Raw genomic sequence first — 20,883 nt, forward strand, 5'->3', positions numbered from 1 at the left:
CCTGCATGAAATCCCGTTTGTTCATCATCAGCCAGTACCTGCTGCCGCACCACTTGCTGTCGCGGCTGGCCGGCTGCATAGCCGAGTGCCGCGTGCGCTGGTTCAAGAATGCCTTCACCGCCTGGTTCGCCAAGCGTTACCAGGTCAACATGAGCGAAGCGCTGGTCGAGGACCTGAGCGCCTACGAGCACTTCAATGCATTCTTCACCCGCGCCCTTAAGCCGGGTGCCCGCCCGCTGGACGAGACCCCGGGCGCCATCCTGTGCCCCGCCGACGGTGCCGTCAGCCAGCTTGGCCCGATCGAGCACGGCCGCATCTTCCAGGCCAAGGGCCACGGTTTCAGCGCGCAGGAGCTGCTGGGCGGTGACCCGGCCATGGCCGCGCCGTTCATGGGCGGCGAGTTCGCCACCATCTACCTGTCGCCCAAGGACTACCACCGCGTGCACATGCCGCTGGCCGGTACCCTGCGTGAAATGGTCTACGTGCCGGGCCGCCTGTTCTCGGTCAACCAGACCACCGCAGAGAACGTCCCCGAGCTGTTCGCCCGCAACGAGCGCGTGGTCTGCCTGTTCGATACCGAGCGCGGGCCGATGGCCGTGGTGCTGGTGGGCGCGATGATCGTCGCTTCGATCGAAACCGTGTGGGCCGGGCTGGTGACGCCACCCAAGCGTGAACTGAAGACCTTCCGCTACGACGAAGCCAGCCGCGCGCCGATCCACCTGGAGAAAGGTGCCGAACTAGGCCGCTTCAAGCTGGGGTCGACTGCTATCGTGCTGTTCGGGCCGGAGCAGGTGAAGTGGGCGGAGAACCTGGGTGCGGGTTCAGCGGTGCGCATGGGGCAGCAGTTGGCGGCGCCTGTGCAGGCTTGATTGCCTGATGGAACCTGGGGCCGCTTTGCGGCCCTTTCGCGACACAAGGCCGCTCCTACAGGAGATATGCGATTCCCTGTAGGAGCGGCCTTGTGTCGCGAAAGGGCTGCGAAGCAGCCCCAAATTTGCAGATCAGCCGCGCGCGTCGCGGTCGCGCAGGCCCAGCAGATACAACACTCCATCCAATCCCAGGGTAGAAATCGCCTGCTTGGCCGACTGGCGTACCAGCGGCTTGGCACGAAACGCCACACCCAGGCCGGCCAGCGACAGCATCGGCAGGTCGTTGGCACCGTCACCCACGGCAATGGTCTGCTCCAGCTGCAAGCCTTCTTCGCTGGCCAGCTTCTGCAGCAGCTCGGCCTTGCGCTGGGCATCGACGATCGGCTCCACAGCCACGCCGGTCACCTTGCCATCGACCACTTCCAGCTCGTTGGCGAACACATAGTCGATGCCCAGGCGCGCCTGCACCTGGCGGGCAAAGTAAGTGAAGCCACCGGACAGGATCGCGGTCTTGTAACCCAGGCGCTTGAGCTCGGCAAACAGGTTCTCGGCACCTTCAGTCAGACGCAGCGACGCCCCGATCTCATCCAACACGCCCACATCCAGGCCCTTGAGCAGCGCCATGCGCTCCTTGAAGCTGGCGCGGAAGTCCAGCTCGCCGCGCATGGCGCGCTCGGTGATGGCGGCAACCTGCTCACCCACGCCAGCGGCCTTTGCCAGTTCGTCGATGACCTCGGCTTCGATCAGCGTCGAGTCCATGTCGAAGACCGCCAGGCGACGGTTGCGGCGGAACAGGTCGTCCTTCTGGAAGGCAATGTCGATGCTCAGCTCTTCGGCCAGGGCGAAGAAGTCGGCACGCAGAGCCTCGGCATCGCTCGGCACGCCGCGCACAGAGATCTCGATGGCCGCCTTGCCCTTGTCGGTCTCGGCATCCAGCGCCACACGGGCCGACAGGCGCTCGATGCGCTCGATGGTCAGGCCGTACCGGCTGATCACCGCACTCACCCGCTGCAGTTGCTCTGGAGTGATCTTGCGGCTGAGCAAGGTGACGATGTGGCGCGCCTCGCCCTGGCCATCGGCCCAGTGCTGGTAGTCCGCCTCGGAAATCGGCGTGTAGCGGGCCTGCAGGTTCAGCTCGTGGGCCTTGGCCTGCACGCTCTGCAGCAGGGAGGTGGCCACTTCGTTGTCCGGGATATCGACCAGGATGCCGAACGACAAGGTACCGTGCATGACTGCCAGGCCAATGTCGAGGATGCTCACACCGCCCTGCAGCAGGACGCCGGTGATAGCCGCAGTGAGACCGGGACGGTCCTCACCGGTGATGTTGATCAGGACGATTTCGCGCACAACCTGGCTCCGACTTCGATGAAAAATGCGCATTCTACCGATTTTCCGTGACCGTCGGGCGCCAACGATACTTTGCCGACAAAACCCGGCTCGCTATACTGCCCCACACTTTCATGCCATTAAGAGCCGAGCTCAGTGAACCGGCCCACGCCCGTCAAAGCAGACAACTTCTTCCTGATGATCTATCGCGCCCTGAGTCAACGTCGCGTGCCGCTGGCACTACGCATCGCCTGCACCAACATTTTCCTGGTGGCGCTGGCGTTGGTGATCTACGCCTGCGTGATGGGCCTGCAGTTCAAGCAGGCCATGCACGAGCAGGCCGATGCCCTGGGCCAGAGCCTGACCACCCAGACCGCCACCTCGGCGACCGAGTTGCTGGTGGCCAACGACATCCTCAGCCTCAACGTTCTGCTCGGCAACCTGGTGAAAAACCCACTGGTGGCCCATGCGGCGATCTACAGCGTGGACAACCGCATCCTCGCGGAAGCCGGCCAGCGCCCGCGCAACAGCCTGCTGGGCGAGGCCGAAGGCCTGTACCAGACCAAGATCACCTTCCAGGACGTGACCGCCGGGCAACTGCGCATCAGCCTGGACATGAGCCAGTTCCAGCAGCCGATGCTGATCAGTCTGCAGAGCATGGGCATCCTTGCCGCCATCCTGCTGGTGTTGGCGCTGACCCTGAGCCTGCGCCAGGGCCGCTTCATCACCCTGCCGTTGCTGCAGCTGCGGGTGTGGCTGCGCGACCCGCAACCCTATACCCCGGCCACCGACCGCCAGGACGAGATCGGCGACATCGCCCGCCAGCTGCACGCGCGCCTGGCCCCGCCGCCGCCACCTGAGCCGGAGCCCGAAGAAGAAGAAGACGAGCAGTTCGACGACCTGCACGACGCTGCCCCGGCAGCCAAGGTCGCACCGCGCGCCAAGCTTGCCGCCCAGGCGGACGAGGATGACGATGAAGCCTTCGCCGGCCTGCTGGACGACGAAAGCGCGCCCAAGGCCGCCGTGGTCGAATCCGACGAGCCGCAGTACAGCGCCGTGCTTGCCGTGCAACTGGGCTCGCAGGAGCAGCTGCGTCGCCTGCCGCGCACGCGCCTGACCGAACTGACCGAGCGCTACCGCGATTGCCTGGAACATGCCGCCTCACTCTACGACGGTGAAACTCACACGCTCAACGACGGCAGCACCCTGGTGCTGTTCCACAGCCGCGACTGCGGCGAGGACTACCTGACCAACGCCATCTGCTGCGGCGAGCTGTTGCGCGCCTTGGGCCATGCCCTGCAGATCGAGGTAGCGGACAGCGGCATTACCCTGCAGCTGCAGCTGGGCCTTGCCCTGGGTAACGACCTGCAAGGGCTGGAGCTGGTAGACCTGCTGATGGCCGAAAAGGCCCAGGACGCTCTGGCACTGTCGCAGCACAGTCGCAACTTGTTGCTGGTAGAACGGCAGATCAGCGATGACACGCTGATTCGCCAGCGCGCCCGCATTCGCCCGATTGCCAGCCCTGAGGGCGCCTGCTGCGTGGAGCGCCTGATGGAGCCCTACCCGTCGATGCTGGAGCGGCAGTTGGCGCGGATGCACGAACGCCGGGCCTGATACCGGGCTGGCTTCTTCGCGGGTAAACCCGCTCCCACAGGGCCTGCACCAACCTGTGGGAGCGGGCTCACCCGCGAAGAGACCAGCACATACAGTACAAAAACTGCAGATACGAAAAAGCCCGCAATGATGCGGGCTTTTTCGTATCTGGCAGTTAGATCAGAACCGGTAGACTTCCATATCGGTTCGAATCGGCGCAGCCATCGGGATCTTGGATTTCTCAGGCGTCTTCTTCACCTGCACCGGAGCAGCCGATTTTTTAGGCGACTCTTCGGCAATCGCCGGCTGGTTAGCCAGAGGCTTGACCGCTGTGCTCAGCTGTTCGGCCAGTTTCTGAAGCAACTGGCCCTGGGCCTGCACCTGCGACGCCTCGCTGCCCGCGTGTGGCTGTTCGAGGTGAACGATGCGGTTGTCACGCACATGGCCACGACGGTCCAACAGGCGCCACTGGGCATCCAGGACGGCCGGCTGGTCCTTGCCCGAGTCCAGGCGAGTGATCGACAGCAGCACTTGTACATCCGGGTTGAACCCGGCAGCCGCCGGGGCCAGCACCACGCGCTGGCTGTCCAGGCGCCAGGCGAGCTGGCGCACCAGCAGCTGGTCGATATCCGACGAAAGGCTGCCGGCCCAACGACCGTCGGTCGCTGAACTCAGGCTGCCATCGGCCTGACGCTGCAGGAACGTCTCACGTTGCAGGTAATCGGCAACCGATACCGGGCCGAGCACCACGGCCATGCCCGCACTCTGCGAAGGCTGGCCAGGATCACCACTGTCGAGCTGGTACAGGGCAACCGGCTGGTGCATGGTGCACCCGCCAAGGCCCAGCAGGCCAGTCATCAACAGCGCAAATGGAAGGCGCAGAAATTTCATCATCCCATCCAGGCGGTCGCCAAAAGGCCAACCGCAGTGATACACATAAATTCAAACGGGCACACGGCCACGCCGGCACCGCAAGGGCCATATCATCCGCGAAATAACCGTCCGACTCCAGCATTTCTGCCCGGAACGACGCTGAAATTGCCGTTCCAGACATTTCAACCGGTTACGCCGGCACTTCCACCTGCAACCCATCGACCCGCTGGAACCCGCGTGGCAGCTTGCTGCCGCGCCGTCCGCGCTCGCCCTTGTAATGCTCCAGGTCGTCCGCTTTCAGAGATAGGGTACGCTTGCCGGCTTGCAATACAAGCGTCGCGCCATCTGCAATCACGGCCAGATCGGTAACAAATTCTTCACGGCTCGCCACCCGGTCGCCCGGCACCCCGATAATCTTGTTGCCCTTGCCTTTGCCCAACTGAGGGAGGTCGCTGACCTTGAATACCAGCAGACGGCCTTCGGTGGTAACCGCCGCCAGCCAGTCCTGCTCGCGGTTGGCCACCGGCCGCGGGGTCATGACCTTGGCACCGTTGGGCAGGCTGAGCAAGCCCTTGCCGGCCTTGTTCTTGGCCTGCAGGTCTTCACCCTTGACCACGAAGCCATAGCCGGCGTCCGAAGCCACCACGTACAGCGCATCGTCGTCCGGCAACAGAACGCACTCGAAGGTGGCCCCCGGTGGGGGCGTCAGGCGGCCGGTCAGCGGTTCGCCCTGACCACGCGCCGACGGCAGGCTGTGAGCGGCCAGCGAGTAGCTGCGGCCAGTGGAGTCGATAAGCACGGCAAATTGGTTGGAGCGCCCGGCGGCTGCGGCCTTGAAGCCATCGCCGGCCTTGTACGACAGGCCGGTGGCATCAATGTCGTGGCCCTTGGCGCAGCGCACCCAGCCCTTCTCCGACAGCACAACGGTAACCGGCTCGGTCGGCATCAGCTCGTTTTCCGACAGCGCCTTGGCCTCGGCACGCTCGACGATCGGCGAGCGGCGGTCGTCGCCATAGGTTTCAGCATCCTTGATCAGCTCGCTGCGTACCAGCTTGCGCAGCTTGGCATCGCTGCCCAGCAGGGCGAGCAGCTTGGCCTGCTCCTTCAGCAATTCATCCTGCTCGCCGCGGATCTTCATCTCTTCCAGGCGTGCCAGCTGCCGCAGGCGGGTCTCGAGAATGTAGTCGGCCTGGATTTCGGTCAGGTCGAAACGGGCGATCAGGGCCTGCTTGGGCTGGTCTTCGGTACGGATGATGTGGATAACTTCATCCAGGTTGAGGAACGCGGTCAGCAAACCTTCCAACAGGTGCAGGCGCTTCTCCACCTTGTCCAGGCGGTGCTGCAGGCGGCGACGGACGGTAGCGGTACGGAACTCCAGCCATTCCAGCAGCAGCGCTCGCAGGTTCTTCAGCTGTGGCCGGCCGTCCAGGCCGATGATGTTGACGTTGACCCGGTAGCTGCTCTCCAGGTCGGTCGTGGCAAACAGGTGCTGCATCAGCTCATCGGTATCCACACGGTTGGAGCGCGGGATGATGACGATGCGGCACGGGTTCTCGTGGTCCGACTCGTCACGCAGGTCGGCGACCATAGGTAGCTTCTTGGCCTGCATCTGCGCAGCGATCTGCTCCAGCACCTTGGCCCCGGAGACCTGGTGCGGCAGCGCGGTGACGACGATGTCGCCATCCTCGACGCGGTAGACGGCGCGCATACGGATGGAGCCGCGACCGCTTTCGTACATCTTGAGGATTTCTGCCCGCGGCGTGACGATCTCGGCCTCGGTCGGGTAGTCCGGCCCCTGGATGTGCTCGCACAGCTGCTCGATGGTGGCCTTGGGCTCATCGAGCAGGCGCACACAGGCCGTGGCCACTTCACGCAGGTTGTGCGGCGGTACGTCAGTGGCCATGCCCACGGCGATACCAGTGGTGCCGTTGAGCAGGATGTTGGGCAGGCGCGCAGGCAGCACGGCCGGCTCCTGCAGGGTGCCGTCGAAGTTGGGCACCCAGTCCACGGTGCCCTGGCCGACTTCGCTGAGCAGCACTTCGGCGTAGCGCGAAAGACGCGCTTCCGTATAACGCATGGCGGCGAACGACTTCGGATCGTCTGGCGCACCCCAGTTGCCCTGGCCGTCGACCAGGGTATAGCGGTAGCTGAACGGCTGGGCCATCAGCACCATGGCCTCGTAGCAGGCCGAGTCGCCGTGGGGGTGGAACTTGCCGAGCACGTCACCGACGGTACGCGCCGACTTCTTGTGCTTGGCATCGGCATCGAGCCCCAACTCGCTCATGGCGTAGACGATGCGTCGCTGCACCGGCTTCAGGCCATCGCCGATGTGCGGCAAGGCGCGGTCCATGATCACGTACATGGAGTAGTTGAGGTAGGCCTGTTCGGTGAAGTCAGCCAGCGAGCGGCGTTCTACGCCATCCAGGCTGAGTTCCAGTGAGTCGCTCATGCGGGCCTCGTCATTTCAGGTTCTGGCGCAGCAGCATGGTGCCGCCGCGCTGGGTAAATTCAAGTTGTTTCAGGGCACTCATGCCCAGCAATACGGTCTGCCCGTCCAGGCCCGGCACCACGATGGCGCGCACGTCCTGCAGGTGGATATCCCCCAGCTGCAGGCTGGCCAGGCGCGTGCGGTAGCCTTCGGTACGGCCGTTGGCGGTACTGAGCTGCACCGGGCTGCCACGCTCCAGGCCCAGCTCGCGGCCCAGCGCCTCCGGGATGGCCACGTCGGTGGCACCTGTGTCGAGCATGAAATGCACCACCTGGCCGTTGATTGCGCCATCCATCACGAAGTGGCCCTGGCCGTTGCCCAGCAGGCGCACCTCGATAAAGCCTTCGCCATGCGACGACTGCACCTGGGCATTGGGGTTGCGCTGGCTGTCTTCCCATTGGCCGAAGAAACGCGTGGCAAGGAACAGCGCCGCCGCCCAGGCGACGATCATCAATACTTTGCCAGCCCGCTTGCCCGGTGCCTGGCTCATGGCTTGGCGCTCCATCCGCCTTCCGGCGCATCGAAGCGCCAGACGATCGGGCGTGCTTCGCCATCAGCGCGGGCGCCGTTGTTGTTGTCCACGCCTATCCAGGCGCCCTTGGCATCGATCACCAGGGCCTCGGCCAGACCGAACGGCTGCTGGTAGCGACGCGACTCGACCAGGGCATCGGCAGCGAACGACCAGCAGCGCTCGACCATGCCGCTGTCGGTATCCCGACGACAGACGCGGTAGGCATTGCGTTCGAGAGTGAACAGCTTGCCTTCGAACCAGGCCAGGTCGGAGAAGTCGCGCGACAGTGCCTGGGCATTGGGCATCTGTGCCGGTTGCATTTCGACCCCGGCCTCGCTCAGCAACACGCAGCTGCGGCCGCAGGTCCACACCGACTGCTGGCGCTCGATGGCCACCAGGCCACGGCGCTCGCGCTCGGCGGCCAGCCACAGGCGGTCACCCGCCGGGTTGATCGCCAGGCCTTCGAACAAGGCGTTGAAGTTCAGCAGCATGCCGCTGGCCCGGGCCTGACGAACCATGGCCGGGTCGATCTTCAACCAGTCCGCCTCGCCTTCCAGCGGCAGTTGCAGCACAGCGGCATGAGCTTCGCTGACCAGGTACAGGTTGCCCGCCTGGTCACAGCTGATGCCTTCGAAATCCAGCTCGCCACCACGAATATACGACGCCGCCCAGTTGCGCGACCTCAGGCCCCACGGCAAGCCACTTTCCGGCACCGCTGGCGGGGTGAAGGTGAGCGGCTGCGCGCGCCAGGTCGGGTTTTGCTGGTCGAAGCGGTAGATGCGGTCGTCGTCGCGGTCGGATACGCCCCACAGCCCGCCCCGGCATTCCACCAGGCCAGACAGGTTGCCACCGCGCATGCCTTCGATCGGGTGCTCGGCGCTCAGCTTCAACTCTGGCCAGTTGCCCGCCAGGCTCGGCAGGGCAACCAGCGCCAGGCAGGCAGCCAGAAGCCGCCGAATCAAACCATGACCTCGGCCAGGTTGCCCTTGGTTTCCAGCCAGCTCTTGCGGTCGCCCGCGCGCTTCTTGGCCAGCAGCTTGTCCATCAGCTCGCAGGTGGCCTGCACGTCGTCCAGGGTCAGTTGCACCAGGCGCCGGGTATTCGGGTCCATGGTGGTCTCGCGCAGCTGTGGCGGGTTCATCTCGCCCAGGCCCTTGAAGCGGGTGACCTGTGGCTTGCCGCGCTTCTTCTCGGCAACCAGACGATCGAGGATACCGTCACGCTCGGCCTCGTCGAGGGCGTAGTAGATTTCCTTGCCCAGGTCGATGCGGTACAGCGGCGGCATGGCCACGTACACATGCCCGGCCTCGACCAGGGCGCGGAAGTGCTGGACAAACAGTGCGCACAGCAGCGTGGCGATGTGCAGGCCGTCGGAGTCGGCGTCGGCGAGGATGCAGATCTTGCCGTAGCGCAGCTGCGCAAGGTCGGTGGCCCCCGGGTCGACGCCAATGGCCACGGCGATGTTGTGCACTTCCTGGCTGGCCAGGACTTCGCCACCGTCCACTTCCCAAGTGTTGAGGATCTTGCCACGCAGCGGCAGGATCGCCTGGAATTCCTTGTCGCGAGCCTGCTTGGCCGAGCCACCGGCCGAGTCACCCTCGACCAGGAACAGTTCGGCGCGCATCGGGTCCTGGCCGGCGCAATCGGCCAGTTTGCCGGGAAGTGCCGGGCCCTGGGTTATGCGCTTGCGCTCGACCTTCTTGCTGGCCTTCAGGCGGCGCCCGGCGTTGCTGATGGCCAGCTCCGCCAGTTGCATGCCCAGCTCGGGGTGGGCGTTGAGCCACAGGCTGAACGCGTCCTTGACCACGCCGGAAACGAAGGCAGCCGCCTCGCGCGACGACAGGCGCTCCTTGGTCTGCCCGGAGAACTGCGGGTCCTGCATCTTCATCGACAGCACGAAGGTGATGCGCTCCCAGACGTCTTCCGGCGCCAGCTTCACACCGCGCGGCAGCAGGTTGCGGAACTCGCAGAATTCACGCATGGCATCCAGCAGGCCCTGGCGCAGGCCGTTGACATGAGTGCCGCCCTGGGCGGTAGGGATCAGGTTGACGTAGCTTTCCTGGATGCTGTCGCCGCCTTCGGGCAGCCACAGCAAGGCCCAGTCCACCGCTTCCTTGTTACCGGCCAGGCTGCCGCAGAACGGCTCGTCGGGCAGGCGCTGGAACTCGTTTACCGAGTCGACCAGGTAGGAGCGCAGGCCGTCCTCGTAGTGCCATTCGACTTTCTCGCCGCTGGCCTTGTCCTCGAAGCTGACCAGCAGGCCCGGGCACAGCACGGCCTTGGCCTTGAGCACATGCTTGAGGCGGCTGATGGAGAATTTCGGCGAATCGAAGTACTTGGGGTCGGGGCTGAAGTACACGCTGGTGCCGGTATTGCGCTTGCCAACCGTGCCGACCACTTCCAGCTCGCTGGCCTTGAAGCCATCGGCGAAAGTCATCTGGTATTCGTTGCCGTCACGTTTTACGCGCACGCGCACCTGGGTCGACAGGGCGTTGACCACAGAGATGCCCACGCCGTGAAGGCCACCGGAGAACTGATAGTTCTTGTTGGAGAACTTGCCGCCGGCGTGCAGCTTGGTGAGGATCAGCTCGACCCCGGACACGCCCTCTTCCGGGTGGATGTCCACCGGCATGCCGCGGCCATCATCGCTGACTTCCAGCGAGTGGTCGGCATGGAGAATGACCTGCACCGAACGGGCGTGACCGGCCAGGGCTTCGTCGACACTGTTGTCGATGACTTCCTGGGCCAGGTGGTTGGGGCGGCTGGTATCGGTGTACATGCCCGGCCGCTTGCGGACCGGGTCAAGGCCCGAGAGGACTTCGATGGCGTCTGCGTTATAGGCGCTAGCGCTGGGAGTGGCCATAGGGTCTCGTCGTCAGTCTGGTGAATGCAAAAAAGTCAAAATACAGAAAAATCGAGCGCTGCGTACTGCCCACGGGCAATGCCGGCGAAGGCCAGCAGTGCCGGCAGGCGCTCGGCGAAGCCCTGGAAGCTGTGGTCGCCACCGGCCTGGATGCGCAGGGCACAAGCACGGTAATAGCGCTCGGCATGGCGATAGTCCAGGGTTTCATCGGCGGTCTGCAGCCACACTTGATAGCGGCTGGCATCCACCGGGGCTGGTACCTCAAGCTCGGCCAGGGCCTGCACATGATCGTGGGTCAGCTCCCACGCTTCACCGGTGTAGTGATTGTGCTGGGTGCCCAGGTAGCCGTCGAAATGCTTGTGCGGTGTTACCGCCGGGTTCACCAGCAAGGCCTTGAGGCCGTGGCGCTCGGCCAGATAGGTGGCATAGTAGCCGCCGAGCGAACTACCTACCAACAATGGTGCGCCCAGTTCGGCGATGGCCGCTTCGAGCTGGGCGATGGCCTGCCGTGGGTGGTGGTGCAAGGCGGGCACCCGCAGTCGGGCCGACAGGCCCAGTTGCTGCATCACGGCCTCGAGTTGGCGCGCCTTGGTCGAAAGTGGCGAGCTGTTGAAGCCATGGATATAGAGGATGGAACCCGACATGCTGCCCCCGGAATCTGTGGCTTCGCGCCCGGTGATATGGGCGCAGGGACGCGCAGTGTAGCGCGTTCGCCGGGTTTTGGCGCCGCACAGGGGTTTTAGCAACAAATTCTTCAACAGCTTTGAGAGTGCCGGGGGCGCTTTGCGCCCCTATCGCGACACAAGGCCGCTCCCACAGGAGATCGCGTACCCCTGTGGGAGCGGCCTTGTGTCGCCATAGGGCTGCGCAGTAGCCCCAAAATCCTCAATAGCCAGGGCTATCGAAGTCGAGCTTCACCTGGAAATCCACTGCCCGCTCCACCCCGGTCTCCAACCGCCCGTCGGTGTGGAGGCGCAGCCAGCGGTATCCAGGCTGCTCCTCGCTCACCTTGAAATCCTCGCTGCGCGCCGCGAACTGGATGCAGGTCGACGGAGTGGCCAGCAGGCGACGACCGTCGCGCACTTCATCCCATTCCTGGTGCACATGCCCCCAGAGCAGCGCCCGCACCTGTGGATAACCCTCGACGATATCGAACAGCGCCTGGGCATTGCGCAAGCCGATCGGCGCAATCCAGGCACAGCCGATATCCACCGGCTGATGGTGGAAGCACACCAGGCAATGCCGTTCACCCGCCTCTCGCAAGGCCGTTTCCAGCACTGCCAGCTGGTCATCCTCCAGCAGCCCATGCGTCGCCCCGGGTACGGCCGTGTTGAGCATGACGATGCGCCACGCACCGATATCGGTCACCGCCTGTACCAGCTCCGGTGCCACTTGCGCCATGACTCGGGCCTCGTCATGGTTGCCAGGCAACCAGCGGGTGGGCACGGCAAACGGTGCGGTCAGCTCACGGAATGCTTCATAGGACGCCACGCTGGCGTCCTGGGACAGGTCGCCAGTGCACAGCAGCAGGTCGACAAGCGGTTGCTCCCGCCGCACCTGGGCCACTACATGGCGCAGGCTGTCACGGGTCTTGAGGCCCAGCATGCTGCCGGCCGGGTCGGCGAACAGGTGGGCATCGGTCAGTTGCACCACATGCACGGGGCGCGATTGGTCTGGCTGCGGCAACGGCCGTCTCCTCGAACGGATTCAGCGCGAATTATGGCTGTACAACGGGTGCGAGCAAACACCCGTACCCAAACCACGTCACAATTCAGCGAACGCTTGCCAGCTCGTGGCCACAGGCCAGGCAATGGCTCAGCCATTCACCGAGGAACAGGTTGAGCTGGGCCTTTTCGTCCGGCTGGTGCATGGCTTCGTTGGGATAGGGGTAGATGCTGCGCAGGCGCCGGGTGTGTTCGGCACTGACCACTTCGGCCATGCGCGCATCGTGGTACACCTGCACTTCCAGGTGCGGTACCGGCAACCACGGCAGGCTGTGCTCCTGGCGCACGTGCAGGGTGGTGGTGTACGGGCAGGCCAGCACCACGTCGAGCACCAGCACGCCGAGCATCTGGTCGCCCTGGGTCATGCCGATGCGGCGCGAGCTCTGGGTGGTGCGCATGTCGGGCAACAGGCGCATCAGCCGGGCGTAGTTGGCCTCGCAGGCTGCCTGCAGCCCGACCAGGTCGACCCGATAACGCTCGCGCAGCAGGTTCACTTCCACATACCTCGTACTTCATCACGGTTCAGCGCCAGCCATTGCAGGCCGATGATGGTCGCCGCGTTGCAGATGCGCCCGTCGCGCACCGCCTGCATGGCATCCTCGAACGACCACACGCGCACGCGAATGTCCTCGCCCTCTTCTTCCAGGCCATGCAGGCCGCCCGCCCCTTCACTGCTGCAACGGCCGAGGAACAGGTGAACGTACTCGTCACTGCCGCCGGGCGACGGGAAGTAACGGGTCATCGGCCATAGGGCGCTAAAGGCCAGGCCGGCTTCTTCTTCGGCTTCGCGGTGGGCGACTTCCTCGGGTTGCTCGTCCTTGTCGATCAGCCCGGCCACCATCTCGATTAGCCAGGGGTTGTCGACCTTGCCCAGTGCACCAACGCGGAACTGCTCGATCAGCACCACTTCATCGCGCAACGGGTCGTACGGCAGCACGCACACCGCATCATGGCGCACGAACAGTTCACGGCTGATCTCGCGGCCCATGCCCCCGGCAAACAACTCGTGGCGCAGGCGTAGCTTGTCGAGCTTGTAAAAGCCCTGGAAGCAGTTGGCCCGCTCAATGATTTCGAAGCCCTTGGGCACTGAGTTCAACGCGTCTGACATGGAAATCCTCATTACCTCGAATACCGCATCGCGCCATCCTACTCTGCACGCCTGCCGGTTTCACCCCTTTCCGGCAACCGTTCGCGCACTCGGGACAGCGCGCCTTCTCTCTGTTAGCTTAGTGGCGAACTGAAGGCCGCGCAGACGGTCAAAGGCCGACTTTTCCCTGTTCTGCAAGGATCCTCATGACACTTGTCAAACTGACTTCCGTGGCTGTGCTGGCCCTGGCCCTGGGTGCCTGCCAAAGCCTGTTTACGCCCAACTACCGGGCGCCGCTCGAGGTCAAGCGCGATGCCTGGGAGCATGTCAAACCCGGCTGCAGCGAAAGCGACTGCCCGCTGGTGAACATCGACATGATCCACTTCCCGGCCTTGCCCAAGCTCGATGGCATCGTCGAGAAACGCCTGCTGCAACTGACCGAAGACAACCAGCGCGGCAACGCACCGACCACCCTGCAAGCCTACGAGCAGCAGTACCTGGCCAGTGCCGACAAGCGCAACAGCAGCTACCTGCAGGCCAAGGTACGCGAGCAGCATGACGGACTGGTGATCATCGAATTGTCCAGCTACCTGGACAGCGGCGGCGCTCATGGCATGCCCGGGCGTGGTTTCATCAACTATTCGCGCAAGCTGGACAAGGTGCTGACCCTGCAGGACATGCTGGTGCCCGGCCAGGAAGACACCTTCTGGAAAACCGTCGAGGAATCGCACCACGCCTGGCTGATCAGCGTAGGCATGGACAAGGATGCCGAGTTCATCAAGACCTGGCCGTTCAAGCAGTCGCCGCACGTCGCCCTGACGTACGGCGCGGTGGTGGTCAAGTACGAGGTCTATTCCATCGCGCCCTACTCCATGGGCCACGTGGAGTTGAAGATCCCGTACCCACGCCTGAATGGCGTGCTCAAGCCCGAGCTGTTTCCCGGCCGCGGCTGAAGCTCAGCAGCCCGTGAAGTAGCCCTGCCAGCAGCAATGCCGGCAGGGTCGCACCCAGGTCCGGCGCTTGCGCGGCGATCAGATGGTACGCGGCAACGCCCACCGCCCAGGCCAGCAGTGCCTGCCAGTGCAAGCCATGCACCTGTGCTGGCAAGCGGCGGCGACGGATCACGTAATGGTCCATCAATACCACACCGAACAGCGGTGCAAACACCGAGCCGATCAGCAGCAGGAAGTTCTCGTACTGTGCCAGTGGCGCCAGCAAGGCGATCAGCGTGCACAGCACGCCAATGGCCAGCGCCAGGTGCTCGACCTTCAGGCGCACCAGCACGCCGGTGGAAACGGCCGCCGAGTGAATGTCGGCAAAAGCCTTTTCCGACTCGTCCAGCAGAATCAGCAGCAGTGGAATGCCCATGCCAGCGCCCGCCAGGGCCAGCAGCAGGGCGTTGGCTTCGCCACTGTCGGCAAAGGCCAGGGTGTAACCCACGCCCAGGCTCATCAGCCAGGTGTTGCCGATGAAGTAACCCAGCACCGTACCGCCGAATACATGTTTGCCGTTACGGGCAAAACGCGAGTAGTCGGCGATCAGCGGCAACCAGGACAGCGGCATGGCGATGGCGATGTCGAAGCCCACGGCCAGCGACATCGATCCGTCGCCGGCACGGTCCCACAGTGCCGCCAGGTCGGCCTTGGCGAACAGGTTCCAGGTCAGCCAAAGGCAAGCGCCCAGCAGCAGCCAGATGCCCCAGGTGCGCAGCACCTTGCGCACGAACGCCAGCGGCCCACCGACTGCGAGCAAGGTGGCCAGGGCGCCGAAGCACAGGGTCCAGAGCACAGGGCTGTTCCAGGCGCTGGCTTCGCCGAACGCCCGCGTGCCCAGCAGGCTGGCGGCATCGCGCATGACGATGATCTCGAACGCGCCCCAGCCCACCAGTTGCAGCAGGTTGAGCAGCGCCGGCAAGCGAGCGCCATGGCCACCCAGGCTCAGTTTCAGCGTGCCCATGGCCGACAGGCCGGTATCGCTGCCGATGACACCGGCAGCCCCCAGCAGCAGCACACCCACACCGGTGCCCAGGGCGATGGCCAGCACCGCGCCAGCAAGGCCCAGGCCAGGGGCCAGCATGGCGCCGACCTGCAGCACCATCAGGCCGATGCCGAGGGAGAACCATAGCGAGAACAAGTCGCGGGCGCCGAAGATGCGCTGGGCGGTGGGGACCGGGTGGTCGGGGGAGAATTGGCTGGGGGTGGTCATGCTTTGACACTCGGCAAGGTATTGGATTGGACGCGGTCGCTGTAGGAGCGGCCTTGTGTCGCGAAAGGGCCGCAAAGCGGCCCCAGGTTTTCAGCTTCGCGGCTGAAATTTCCGGGGCCGCTTCGCGGCCCATCGCGACACAAGGCCGCTCCTACAGGGGTCAGCGCTGCGACTTAGACTTTGTGATACAGCTGGCTGCCTTCCTGGCGGAACCGCTCGGCCTGCTCACGCATGCCTTGCTCGACCGTCACATCCACGGTTTCGATCTTGGCGGCGTATTCACGCACTTCCTGGGTGATCTTCATCGAGCAGAACTTCGGCCCGCACATCGAGCAGAAGTGCGCGACCTTGGCCGATTCCTTCGGCAGGGTCTCGTCGTGGTAGGCACGGGCAGTGTCCGGGTCCAGGCCGAGGTTGAACTGGTCTTCCCAACGGAACTCGAAGCGTGCCTTGGACAAGGCGTTGTCACGAATCTGCGCACCCGGGTGGCCCTTGGCAAGGTCGGCGGCATGAGCGGCGATCTTGTAGGTGATGATGCCGGTCTTCACGTCATCCTTGTTTGGCAGGCCCAGGTGTTCCTTGGGCGTGACGTAGCAGAGCATCGCGCAACCGAACCAGCCGATCATAGCCGCACCAATGCCCGAGGTGATGTGGTCGTAGCCAGGAGCGATATCGGTGGTCAGCGGGCCGAGGGTGTAGAACGGCGCCTCGTCGCAGCATTCCAGCTGCTTGTCCATGTTCTCCTTGATCAGTTGCATCGGCACGTGGCCGGGGCCTTCGATCATGCACTGCACGTCGTGCTTCCAGGCGATCTTGGTCAGCTCGCCGAGGGTCTCCAGTTCACCGAACTGCGCGGCATCGTTGGCGTCGGCAATCGAGCCGGGGCGCAGGCCGTCGCCCAGCGAGAAGCTGACGTCGTAGGCCTTCATGATTTCGCAGATTTCTTCGAAGTGGGTGTACAGGAAGTTTTCCTTGTGGTGTGCCAGGCACCACTTGGCCATGATCGAGCCACCACGGCTGACGATACCGGTGACACGCTTGGCAGTCAGCGGCACATAACGCAGCAGTACGCCGGCATGGATGGTGAAGTAGTCCACGCCCTGCTCGGCCTGCTCGATCAGGGTGTCACGGAACAGCTCCCAGGTCAGGTCCTCGGCCACGCCGTTGACTTTTTCCAGGGCCTGGTAGATCGGCACGGTACCAATCGGCACCGGCGAGTTGCGGATGATCCACTCACGGGTTTCGTGAATGTGCTTGCCGGTGGACAGATCCATGACCGTGTCCGAACCCCAGCGGATGCCCCAGGTCAGCTTGGCCACTTCTTCCTCGATCGAGGAACCCAGGGCGCTGTTGCCGATGTTGCCGTTGATCTTCACCAGGAAGTTGCGGCCGATGATCATCGGTTCCACTTCCGGGTGGTTGATGTTGGCTGGGATGATCGCGCGGCCACGGGCGATTTCCTGGCGGACGAACTCAGGAGTGATTTCTTTCGGGATGTTGGCCCCGAAGCTATGGCCGGCGTGCTGCTCGTCAAGCAGACCAGCGTCACGTGCCTCTTGCAGCTTCATGTTTTCGCGGATGGCCACGTACTCCATCTCGGCAGTGATGATGCCTTGGCGGGCATAGTGCATCTGCGAGACGTTGGCACCAGCCTTGGCCCGACGCGGGTTGCGCACGTGGGCGAAACGCAGCTTGGCCAGTTCGGCATCGTTCAGGCGCTGCTGGCCGAAGTCCGAGCTCAGGCCGGCCAGGCGCTCGGTGTCACCGCGTGCCTCGATCCACGCCGAACGCACATCGGCCAGGCCCTTGCGCACGTCGATGACAACGTTGGGGTCGGTGTACGGGCCGGAAGTATCGTAGACCAGCACCGGGGCATTGGACTCGCCACCGAAATCGGTCGGGGTGTCGTCCAGGCTGATTTCACGCATGGGCACGCGGATGTCCGGGCGCGAGCCCTCGACATACACCTTGCGCGAACGCGGGAATGGTTGCACGGACTGCTGATCGACTTGTGCCGATTCGCTGAGGTTGATCGCTTTTTCTTGTTTGGTCATCACAGGCTCTCCAGACGGCTTCCTAGCAGTGGAATGTCGGGGTGAACCTGAAAGGCGCGGACGCACCCTTGATGGGTGCAGTGCCGGATATGGGGGTGCCTGAAGCTGCATGTAGCTGCGACATTCCCGGACCTGGCACAAGAGGCTCCCCGGGAAGGCGAGCAATCTTGTTCCCTACGCAGGCGCTAACCTGATCAGGTTCAACGGGATCCGCAACTTTGCGATCTCAGCCTTTGCTTCAAGGCACCCCGACAAGAACATGCGCAGTCTAGACTGGAGTGGTCGGCAAAGCCAAGCAGGTAAATGCGCGGATGATGAAAGGCACCCCGAGCGATTGTTGCCGGGTGCGCATGGCACTACACTGGCCCGTCGCTCGATACTCAACAGTTCAGTAATTAAATTTCGTACAAGGATTGCCTCTATGCTGCGCAAACTCTCACTGGCAATAGCCGTGTCTTGTGCGTCCAACGGAGTGGTCTGGGCAGCGGACGTGCCCACTACAGTGAAAACCGACCTGGTCAGCGTCTATCAGGAAGCGGTCGACAACAACGCTGACCTGGCTGCGGCCCGCGCCGATTACGGCGCCCGCCGCGAAGTGGTACCGCAGGCTCGCGCCGGGTTGCTGCCTAACCTGTCGGCCGGTGCCGAAATGCTGAACACCCGCACCAAGCTGGACGAACCATCGGCCACCAGCAACCGCAGCGGCAACACCTGGAGCGCAACCCTGGCGCAACCTATATTCCGCGCTGATCGCTGGTTCCAGTTGCAGGCGGCCGAGGCGGTCAACGAACAGGCGGCGCTGGAGCTGTCGGCGACCGAGCAGAACCTGATTCTGCAAACCGCACAGAACTACTTCGCCGTGCTCCGTGCCCAGGACAACCTGGCCGCGACCAAGGCCGAGGAAGCGGCCTTCAAGCGCCAGCTGGACCAGTCCAACGAACGATTCGACGTCGGCCTCTCCGACAAGACCGACGTGCTGCAATCCCAGGCCAGCTACGACACGGCGCGGGCCAACCGAATCATTGCCGAGCGCCAGGTACAGGATGCCTTCGAGGCCCTGGTGACCCTGACCAACCGGGAATACACGTCGATTCAAGGCGTGGTCCATACCTTGCCAGTGCAGGTGCCTACGCCCAACGACGCCAAGGCCTGGGTCGAAACCGCCGGGCGCCAGAACCTCAACCTGCTGGCCACCAACCACGCGGTCGTCGCTGCCGAGGAAACCCTGCGCCAGCGCAAGGCCGGCCACGCGCCGACCCTGGACGCAGTTGCCAAGTATCAGAAGGGTGACAACGACAACTTCGGTTTCACCAACCCCGCACCGGCCCCCGTTACGCGCTATAGCGGCGACGTCGAGCAGACCAGCATCGGCCTGCAGTTGAACATCCCGATCTACAGCGGCGGCCTGACCAGTTCGCAGGTGCGCGAGGCCTACCAGCGCCTGAGCCAGACCGAGCAGCAGCGTGAAAGCCTGCGCCGCCAGGTGGTGGAAAACACCCGCAACCTGCACCGCGCAGTGAATACCGACGTGGAACAGGTGCAGGCGCGCAAGCAGTCGATCATCTCCAACCAGAGCGCGCTGGAAGCCACCGAGATCGGCTACCAGGTGGGTACCCGCAATATCGTCGACGTGCTTGACGCCCAACGTCAGCTGTACACCTCGGTGCGCGACTACAACAACAGCCGCTATGACTACATCCTCGACAACCTGAGCCTCAAGCAGGCAGCCGGCACCTTGAGCCCGCAGGACCTGCAGGACCTCAAGCGGTACCTCAAACCGGACTACAACCCGGACAAGGACTTCCTGCCGCCGGACCTGGCGGCTGCAGCGGCGAAGAACTTCGAGCGTCGCCCCTGAGATAGGGATGTATTTTCCGCAGGGTGGGTTGCTTTTGATGGCCTCATCGCCGGCAAGCCAGCTTCCACAGGTTCTCCAATGGCCTTAAGCCTCGTGCAGTACCTGTGGGAGCTGGCTTGCCGGCGATGAGGCCAGAAAATCCAACACCAGACTCAGCGGATAAGTGCACCCAGGCCATCGAGCAAGCGCTGCAATGCCCCTTGATTGGCCCGCATTACCGCCCTGCCCGCCTCGCCCATGCGCTGCGCGTCCTGCGGCAATTCGACCAGCCGCCGCACCGCTTCGGCCAGCCCCTCGGCATCATCCACCTGCTGCAACGCCCCCGCCTCGCGCAGCATCGCGCTGATTTCGAGGAAGTTGAACACATGCGGCCCCATCAGCACCGGCAAGGCCAGCGCCGCGGGCTCCAGCGGGTTGTGCCCGCCGGTCGCCACCAGGCTGCCACCGACAAAGGCAATGTCGGCCAGGGCATAGAGGAACAGCAGTTCGCCCATGGTATCGCCGAGCAATACGCGAGTCTGCGCATCAACCGGCGTGCCGGCAGAGCGCCGCACGGTGGTGAACTGTTCGCTGCACAGCGCATGCACCGCAGCGAATCGCTCGGGGTGGCGCGGCACCAGGATCAGCAGGGCATCACCATGCACCTGCAACAATTGCCGATGTGCCTGCAGGATCAACGCATCTTCACCTTCGTGGGTGCTGGCCGCGATCCACACCGGGCGCTGTGCAGCCCCCCACTGTTCACGCAATGCCTTGGCACGCGGCAACAGTTGCTCATCGATCTTCAGGTCGAACTTGATCGAACCGGTGACCTGTACGCAATCCGGACGCGCGCCCAGGTCACGGAAGCGCTGGGCCTCGGTTTCGGTCTGCACGGCAATCAGGCTCATCTCGGCCAGCATCGGCCGGGTCAGCCTGGCAAAGCGCCCATAGCCACGGGCCGAGCGCTCAGACAAGCGTGCGTTTGCCAGCGCTACCGGAATGCCGCGCTTCGCACACTGGTGGATGTGGTTGGGCCACAGCTCGGTTTCCATGATGATGCCCAGCTTCGGCTGCACATGGTCGAGAAAGCGCCCTGCCGCCCAAGGCAGGTCGTAGGGCAGGTAGCAATGCTGCACGCGTGGTTCGTCGGCGAACATGGCACGAATGCGCTCTGAACCGGTCGGGGTCATGCAGGTAAGCGTGATCGGCAATTCCGGGTAGGCCTTGAGCAAGGCGCGCACCATCGGTGCCGCCGCAATGCTCTCGCCCACCGATACCGCATGCACCCAGATGCCGCCCCGGCGCATGACCGGCAGCCTGAAAGCAAAGCGCTCGCCAATGCGTTGACCATAGGCCGGCGCCTTGCGCGCGCGCAGGTACAGGCGCAGCGCAACCAGCGGCAGGCCCAGGTGAAACAACAAGGTATAGAGAGTTCTGTTCATGGCCGCGG

At 64.1% G+C, this 20,883-nt stretch carries 17 protein-coding genes and 1 riboswitch; of the genes, 4 read left to right on the plus strand and 13 right to left on the minus strand.

The window, feature by feature from the left end; all coding sequences use genetic code 11:
- Nucleotides 1–5 precede the first annotated feature (5 nt).
- The gene (gene asd, locus M1D87_RS23755; RefSeq protein WP_013974449.1) at nucleotides 6–869 is read left to right on the plus strand and encodes an archaetidylserine decarboxylase; all 864 of its coding nucleotides are present in this window, start codon (nucleotides 6–8) and stop codon (nucleotides 867–869) included.
- A 132-nt stretch (nucleotides 870–1,001) separates the two neighbouring features.
- Here asd and serB read toward each other — a convergent pair whose 3' ends face one another.
- A complete protein-coding gene (gene serB, locus M1D87_RS23760; protein WP_015272016.1) occupies nucleotides 1,002–2,216 on the minus strand; it encodes a phosphoserine phosphatase SerB in 1,215 nt (404 codons plus the stop codon).
- Between the two features lie 135 nt (nucleotides 2,217–2,351).
- On the opposite strand from serB, the gene M1D87_RS23765 reads away from it, so the two are divergent.
- The gene (locus M1D87_RS23765; RefSeq protein WP_003258142.1) at nucleotides 2,352–3,809 is read left to right on the plus strand and encodes an AhpA/YtjB family protein; all 1,458 of its coding nucleotides are present in this window, start codon (nucleotides 2,352–2,354) and stop codon (nucleotides 3,807–3,809) included.
- 159 nt (nucleotides 3,810–3,968) lie between these two features.
- Here the strand turns inward: M1D87_RS23765 and M1D87_RS23770 are convergent, their stop codons facing one another.
- The 9 genes from M1D87_RS23770 to M1D87_RS23810 all read right to left on the minus strand — a co-directional run bounded on the left by M1D87_RS23770 (nucleotide 3,969) and on the right by M1D87_RS23810 (nucleotide 13,355).
- Nucleotides 3,969–4,679 carry a PqiC family protein gene (locus M1D87_RS23770; protein WP_031324184.1) on the minus strand — a complete coding sequence of 237 codons (711 nt, stop codon included), beginning with the start codon at nucleotides 4,677–4,679 and terminating at the stop codon, nucleotides 3,969–3,971.
- Nucleotides 4,680–4,851: 172 nt separating this feature from the next.
- Complete coding sequence (parC, locus tag M1D87_RS23775; protein WP_061550598.1) at nucleotides 4,852–7,110, minus strand: DNA topoisomerase IV subunit A; 2,259 nt, start codon at nucleotides 7,108–7,110, stop codon at nucleotides 4,852–4,854.
- Between the two features lie 10 nt (nucleotides 7,111–7,120).
- The gene (locus M1D87_RS23780) at nucleotides 7,121–7,639 is read right to left on the minus strand and encodes a retropepsin-like aspartic protease family protein (RefSeq protein WP_123084790.1); all 519 of its coding nucleotides are present in this window, start codon (nucleotides 7,637–7,639) and stop codon (nucleotides 7,121–7,123) included.
- Nucleotides 7,636–8,622 (minus strand): esterase-like activity of phytase family protein, encoded by a 987-nt coding sequence (locus tag M1D87_RS23785; protein WP_123084755.1) that lies wholly within the window; start codon nucleotides 8,620–8,622, stop codon nucleotides 7,636–7,638. The genes M1D87_RS23780 and M1D87_RS23785 overlap by 4 nt, the downstream gene beginning before the upstream one ends.
- Complete coding sequence (gene parE, locus M1D87_RS23790; RefSeq protein WP_003258137.1) at nucleotides 8,619–10,523, minus strand: DNA topoisomerase IV subunit B; 1,905 nt, start codon at nucleotides 10,521–10,523, stop codon at nucleotides 8,619–8,621. The genes M1D87_RS23785 and parE overlap by 4 nt, the downstream gene beginning before the upstream one ends.
- A gap of 35 nt (nucleotides 10,524–10,558) precedes the next feature.
- On the minus strand, nucleotides 10,559–11,167 hold the full coding sequence (locus M1D87_RS23795) for a YqiA/YcfP family alpha/beta fold hydrolase (protein ID WP_061550595.1): 609 nt from the start codon (nucleotides 11,165–11,167) through the stop codon (nucleotides 10,559–10,561).
- A gap of 241 nt (nucleotides 11,168–11,408) precedes the next feature.
- The gene (gene cpdA / locus M1D87_RS23800; RefSeq protein WP_082810466.1) at nucleotides 11,409–12,209 is read right to left on the minus strand and encodes a 3',5'-cyclic-AMP phosphodiesterase; all 801 of its coding nucleotides are present in this window, start codon (nucleotides 12,207–12,209) and stop codon (nucleotides 11,409–11,411) included.
- An 85-nt stretch (nucleotides 12,210–12,294) separates the two neighbouring features.
- The gene (locus M1D87_RS23805) at nucleotides 12,295–12,747 is read right to left on the minus strand and encodes a DUF1249 domain-containing protein (protein WP_016501905.1); all 453 of its coding nucleotides are present in this window, start codon (nucleotides 12,745–12,747) and stop codon (nucleotides 12,295–12,297) included.
- Nucleotides 12,738–13,355: an NUDIX domain-containing protein gene (locus tag M1D87_RS23810; protein ID WP_024087817.1), complete on the minus strand. Its 618-nt coding sequence runs from the start codon at nucleotides 13,353–13,355 to the stop codon at nucleotides 12,738–12,740. The genes M1D87_RS23805 and M1D87_RS23810 overlap by 10 nt, the downstream gene beginning before the upstream one ends.
- 185 nt (nucleotides 13,356–13,540) lie before the next feature.
- Between M1D87_RS23810 and M1D87_RS23815 the strand changes: the two genes are divergently transcribed.
- Nucleotides 13,541–14,287 carry an RsiV family protein gene (locus tag M1D87_RS23815; protein WP_023660486.1) on the plus strand — a complete coding sequence of 249 codons (747 nt, stop codon included), beginning with the start codon at nucleotides 13,541–13,543 and terminating at the stop codon, nucleotides 14,285–14,287.
- On the opposite strand, the gene cytX is transcribed toward M1D87_RS23815, so the two are convergent.
- Nucleotides 14,256–15,539: a putative hydroxymethylpyrimidine transporter CytX gene (gene cytX / locus M1D87_RS23820; protein ID WP_123084756.1), complete on the minus strand. Its 1,284-nt coding sequence runs from the start codon at nucleotides 15,537–15,539 to the stop codon at nucleotides 14,256–14,258. The two genes, M1D87_RS23815 and cytX, sit on opposite strands and share 32 nt — an antisense overlap.
- A 173-nt stretch (nucleotides 15,540–15,712) precedes the next feature.
- A complete protein-coding gene (thiC, locus tag M1D87_RS23825; RefSeq protein WP_123084757.1) occupies nucleotides 15,713–17,593 on the minus strand; it encodes a phosphomethylpyrimidine synthase ThiC in 1,881 nt (626 codons plus the stop codon).
- A gap of 154 nt (nucleotides 17,594–17,747) precedes the next feature.
- A riboswitch (TPP riboswitch) is annotated at nucleotides 17,748–17,854 on the minus strand.
- 160 nt (nucleotides 17,855–18,014) lie between these two features.
- On the opposite strand from thiC, the gene M1D87_RS23830 reads away from it, so the two are divergent.
- A complete protein-coding gene (locus M1D87_RS23830; RefSeq protein ID WP_003258125.1) occupies nucleotides 18,015–19,451 on the plus strand; it encodes a TolC family outer membrane protein in 1,437 nt (478 codons plus the stop codon).
- A 152-nt stretch (nucleotides 19,452–19,603) separates the two neighbouring features.
- Here M1D87_RS23830 and waaA read toward each other — a convergent pair whose 3' ends face one another.
- The gene (gene waaA, locus M1D87_RS23835) at nucleotides 19,604–20,875 is read right to left on the minus strand and encodes a lipid IV(A) 3-deoxy-D-manno-octulosonic acid transferase (RefSeq protein WP_123084758.1); all 1,272 of its coding nucleotides are present in this window, start codon (nucleotides 20,873–20,875) and stop codon (nucleotides 19,604–19,606) included.
- Nucleotides 20,876–20,883 lie beyond the last annotated feature (8 nt).

Source organism: Pseudomonas sp. SA233 (genome assembly GCF_054792385.1).

Excerpts from the sequence above, each read along its gene's own strand:
- asd (WP_013974449.1), top strand. The coding sequence starts at position 6 with ATGAAATCCCGTTTGTTCATCATCAGCCAGTACCTGCTGCCGCACCAC.
- M1D87_RS23770 (WP_031324184.1), bottom strand. The coding sequence starts at position 4,679 with ATGAAATTTCTGCGCCTTCCATTTGCGCTGTTGATGACTGGCCTGCTG.
- parC (WP_061550598.1), bottom strand. The coding sequence starts at position 7,110 with ATGAGCGACTCACTGGAACTCAGCCTGGATGGCGTAGAACGCCGCTCG.
- M1D87_RS23780 (WP_123084790.1), bottom strand. The coding sequence starts at position 7,639 with ATGAGCCAGGCACCGGGCAAGCGGGCTGGCAAAGTATTGATGATCGTC.
- parE (WP_003258137.1), bottom strand. The coding sequence starts at position 10,523 with ATGGCCACTCCCAGCGCTAGCGCCTATAACGCAGACGCCATCGAAGTC.
- M1D87_RS23795 (WP_061550595.1), bottom strand. The coding sequence starts at position 11,167 with ATGTCGGGTTCCATCCTCTATATCCATGGCTTCAACAGCTCGCCACTT.
- M1D87_RS23810 (WP_024087817.1), bottom strand. The coding sequence starts at position 13,355 with ATGTCAGACGCGTTGAACTCAGTGCCCAAGGGCTTCGAAATCATTGAG.
- M1D87_RS23815 (WP_023660486.1), top strand. The coding sequence starts at position 13,541 with ATGACACTTGTCAAACTGACTTCCGTGGCTGTGCTGGCCCTGGCCCTG.
- cytX (WP_123084756.1), bottom strand. The coding sequence starts at position 15,539 with ATGACCACCCCCAGCCAATTCTCCCCCGACCACCCGGTCCCCACCGCC.
- thiC (WP_123084757.1), bottom strand. The coding sequence starts at position 17,593 with ATGACCAAACAAGAAAAAGCGATCAACCTCAGCGAATCGGCACAAGTC.
- M1D87_RS23830 (WP_003258125.1), top strand. The coding sequence starts at position 18,015 with ATGCTGCGCAAACTCTCACTGGCAATAGCCGTGTCTTGTGCGTCCAAC.
- waaA (WP_123084758.1), bottom strand. The coding sequence starts at position 20,875 with ATGAACAGAACTCTCTATACCTTGTTGTTTCACCTGGGCCTGCCGCTG.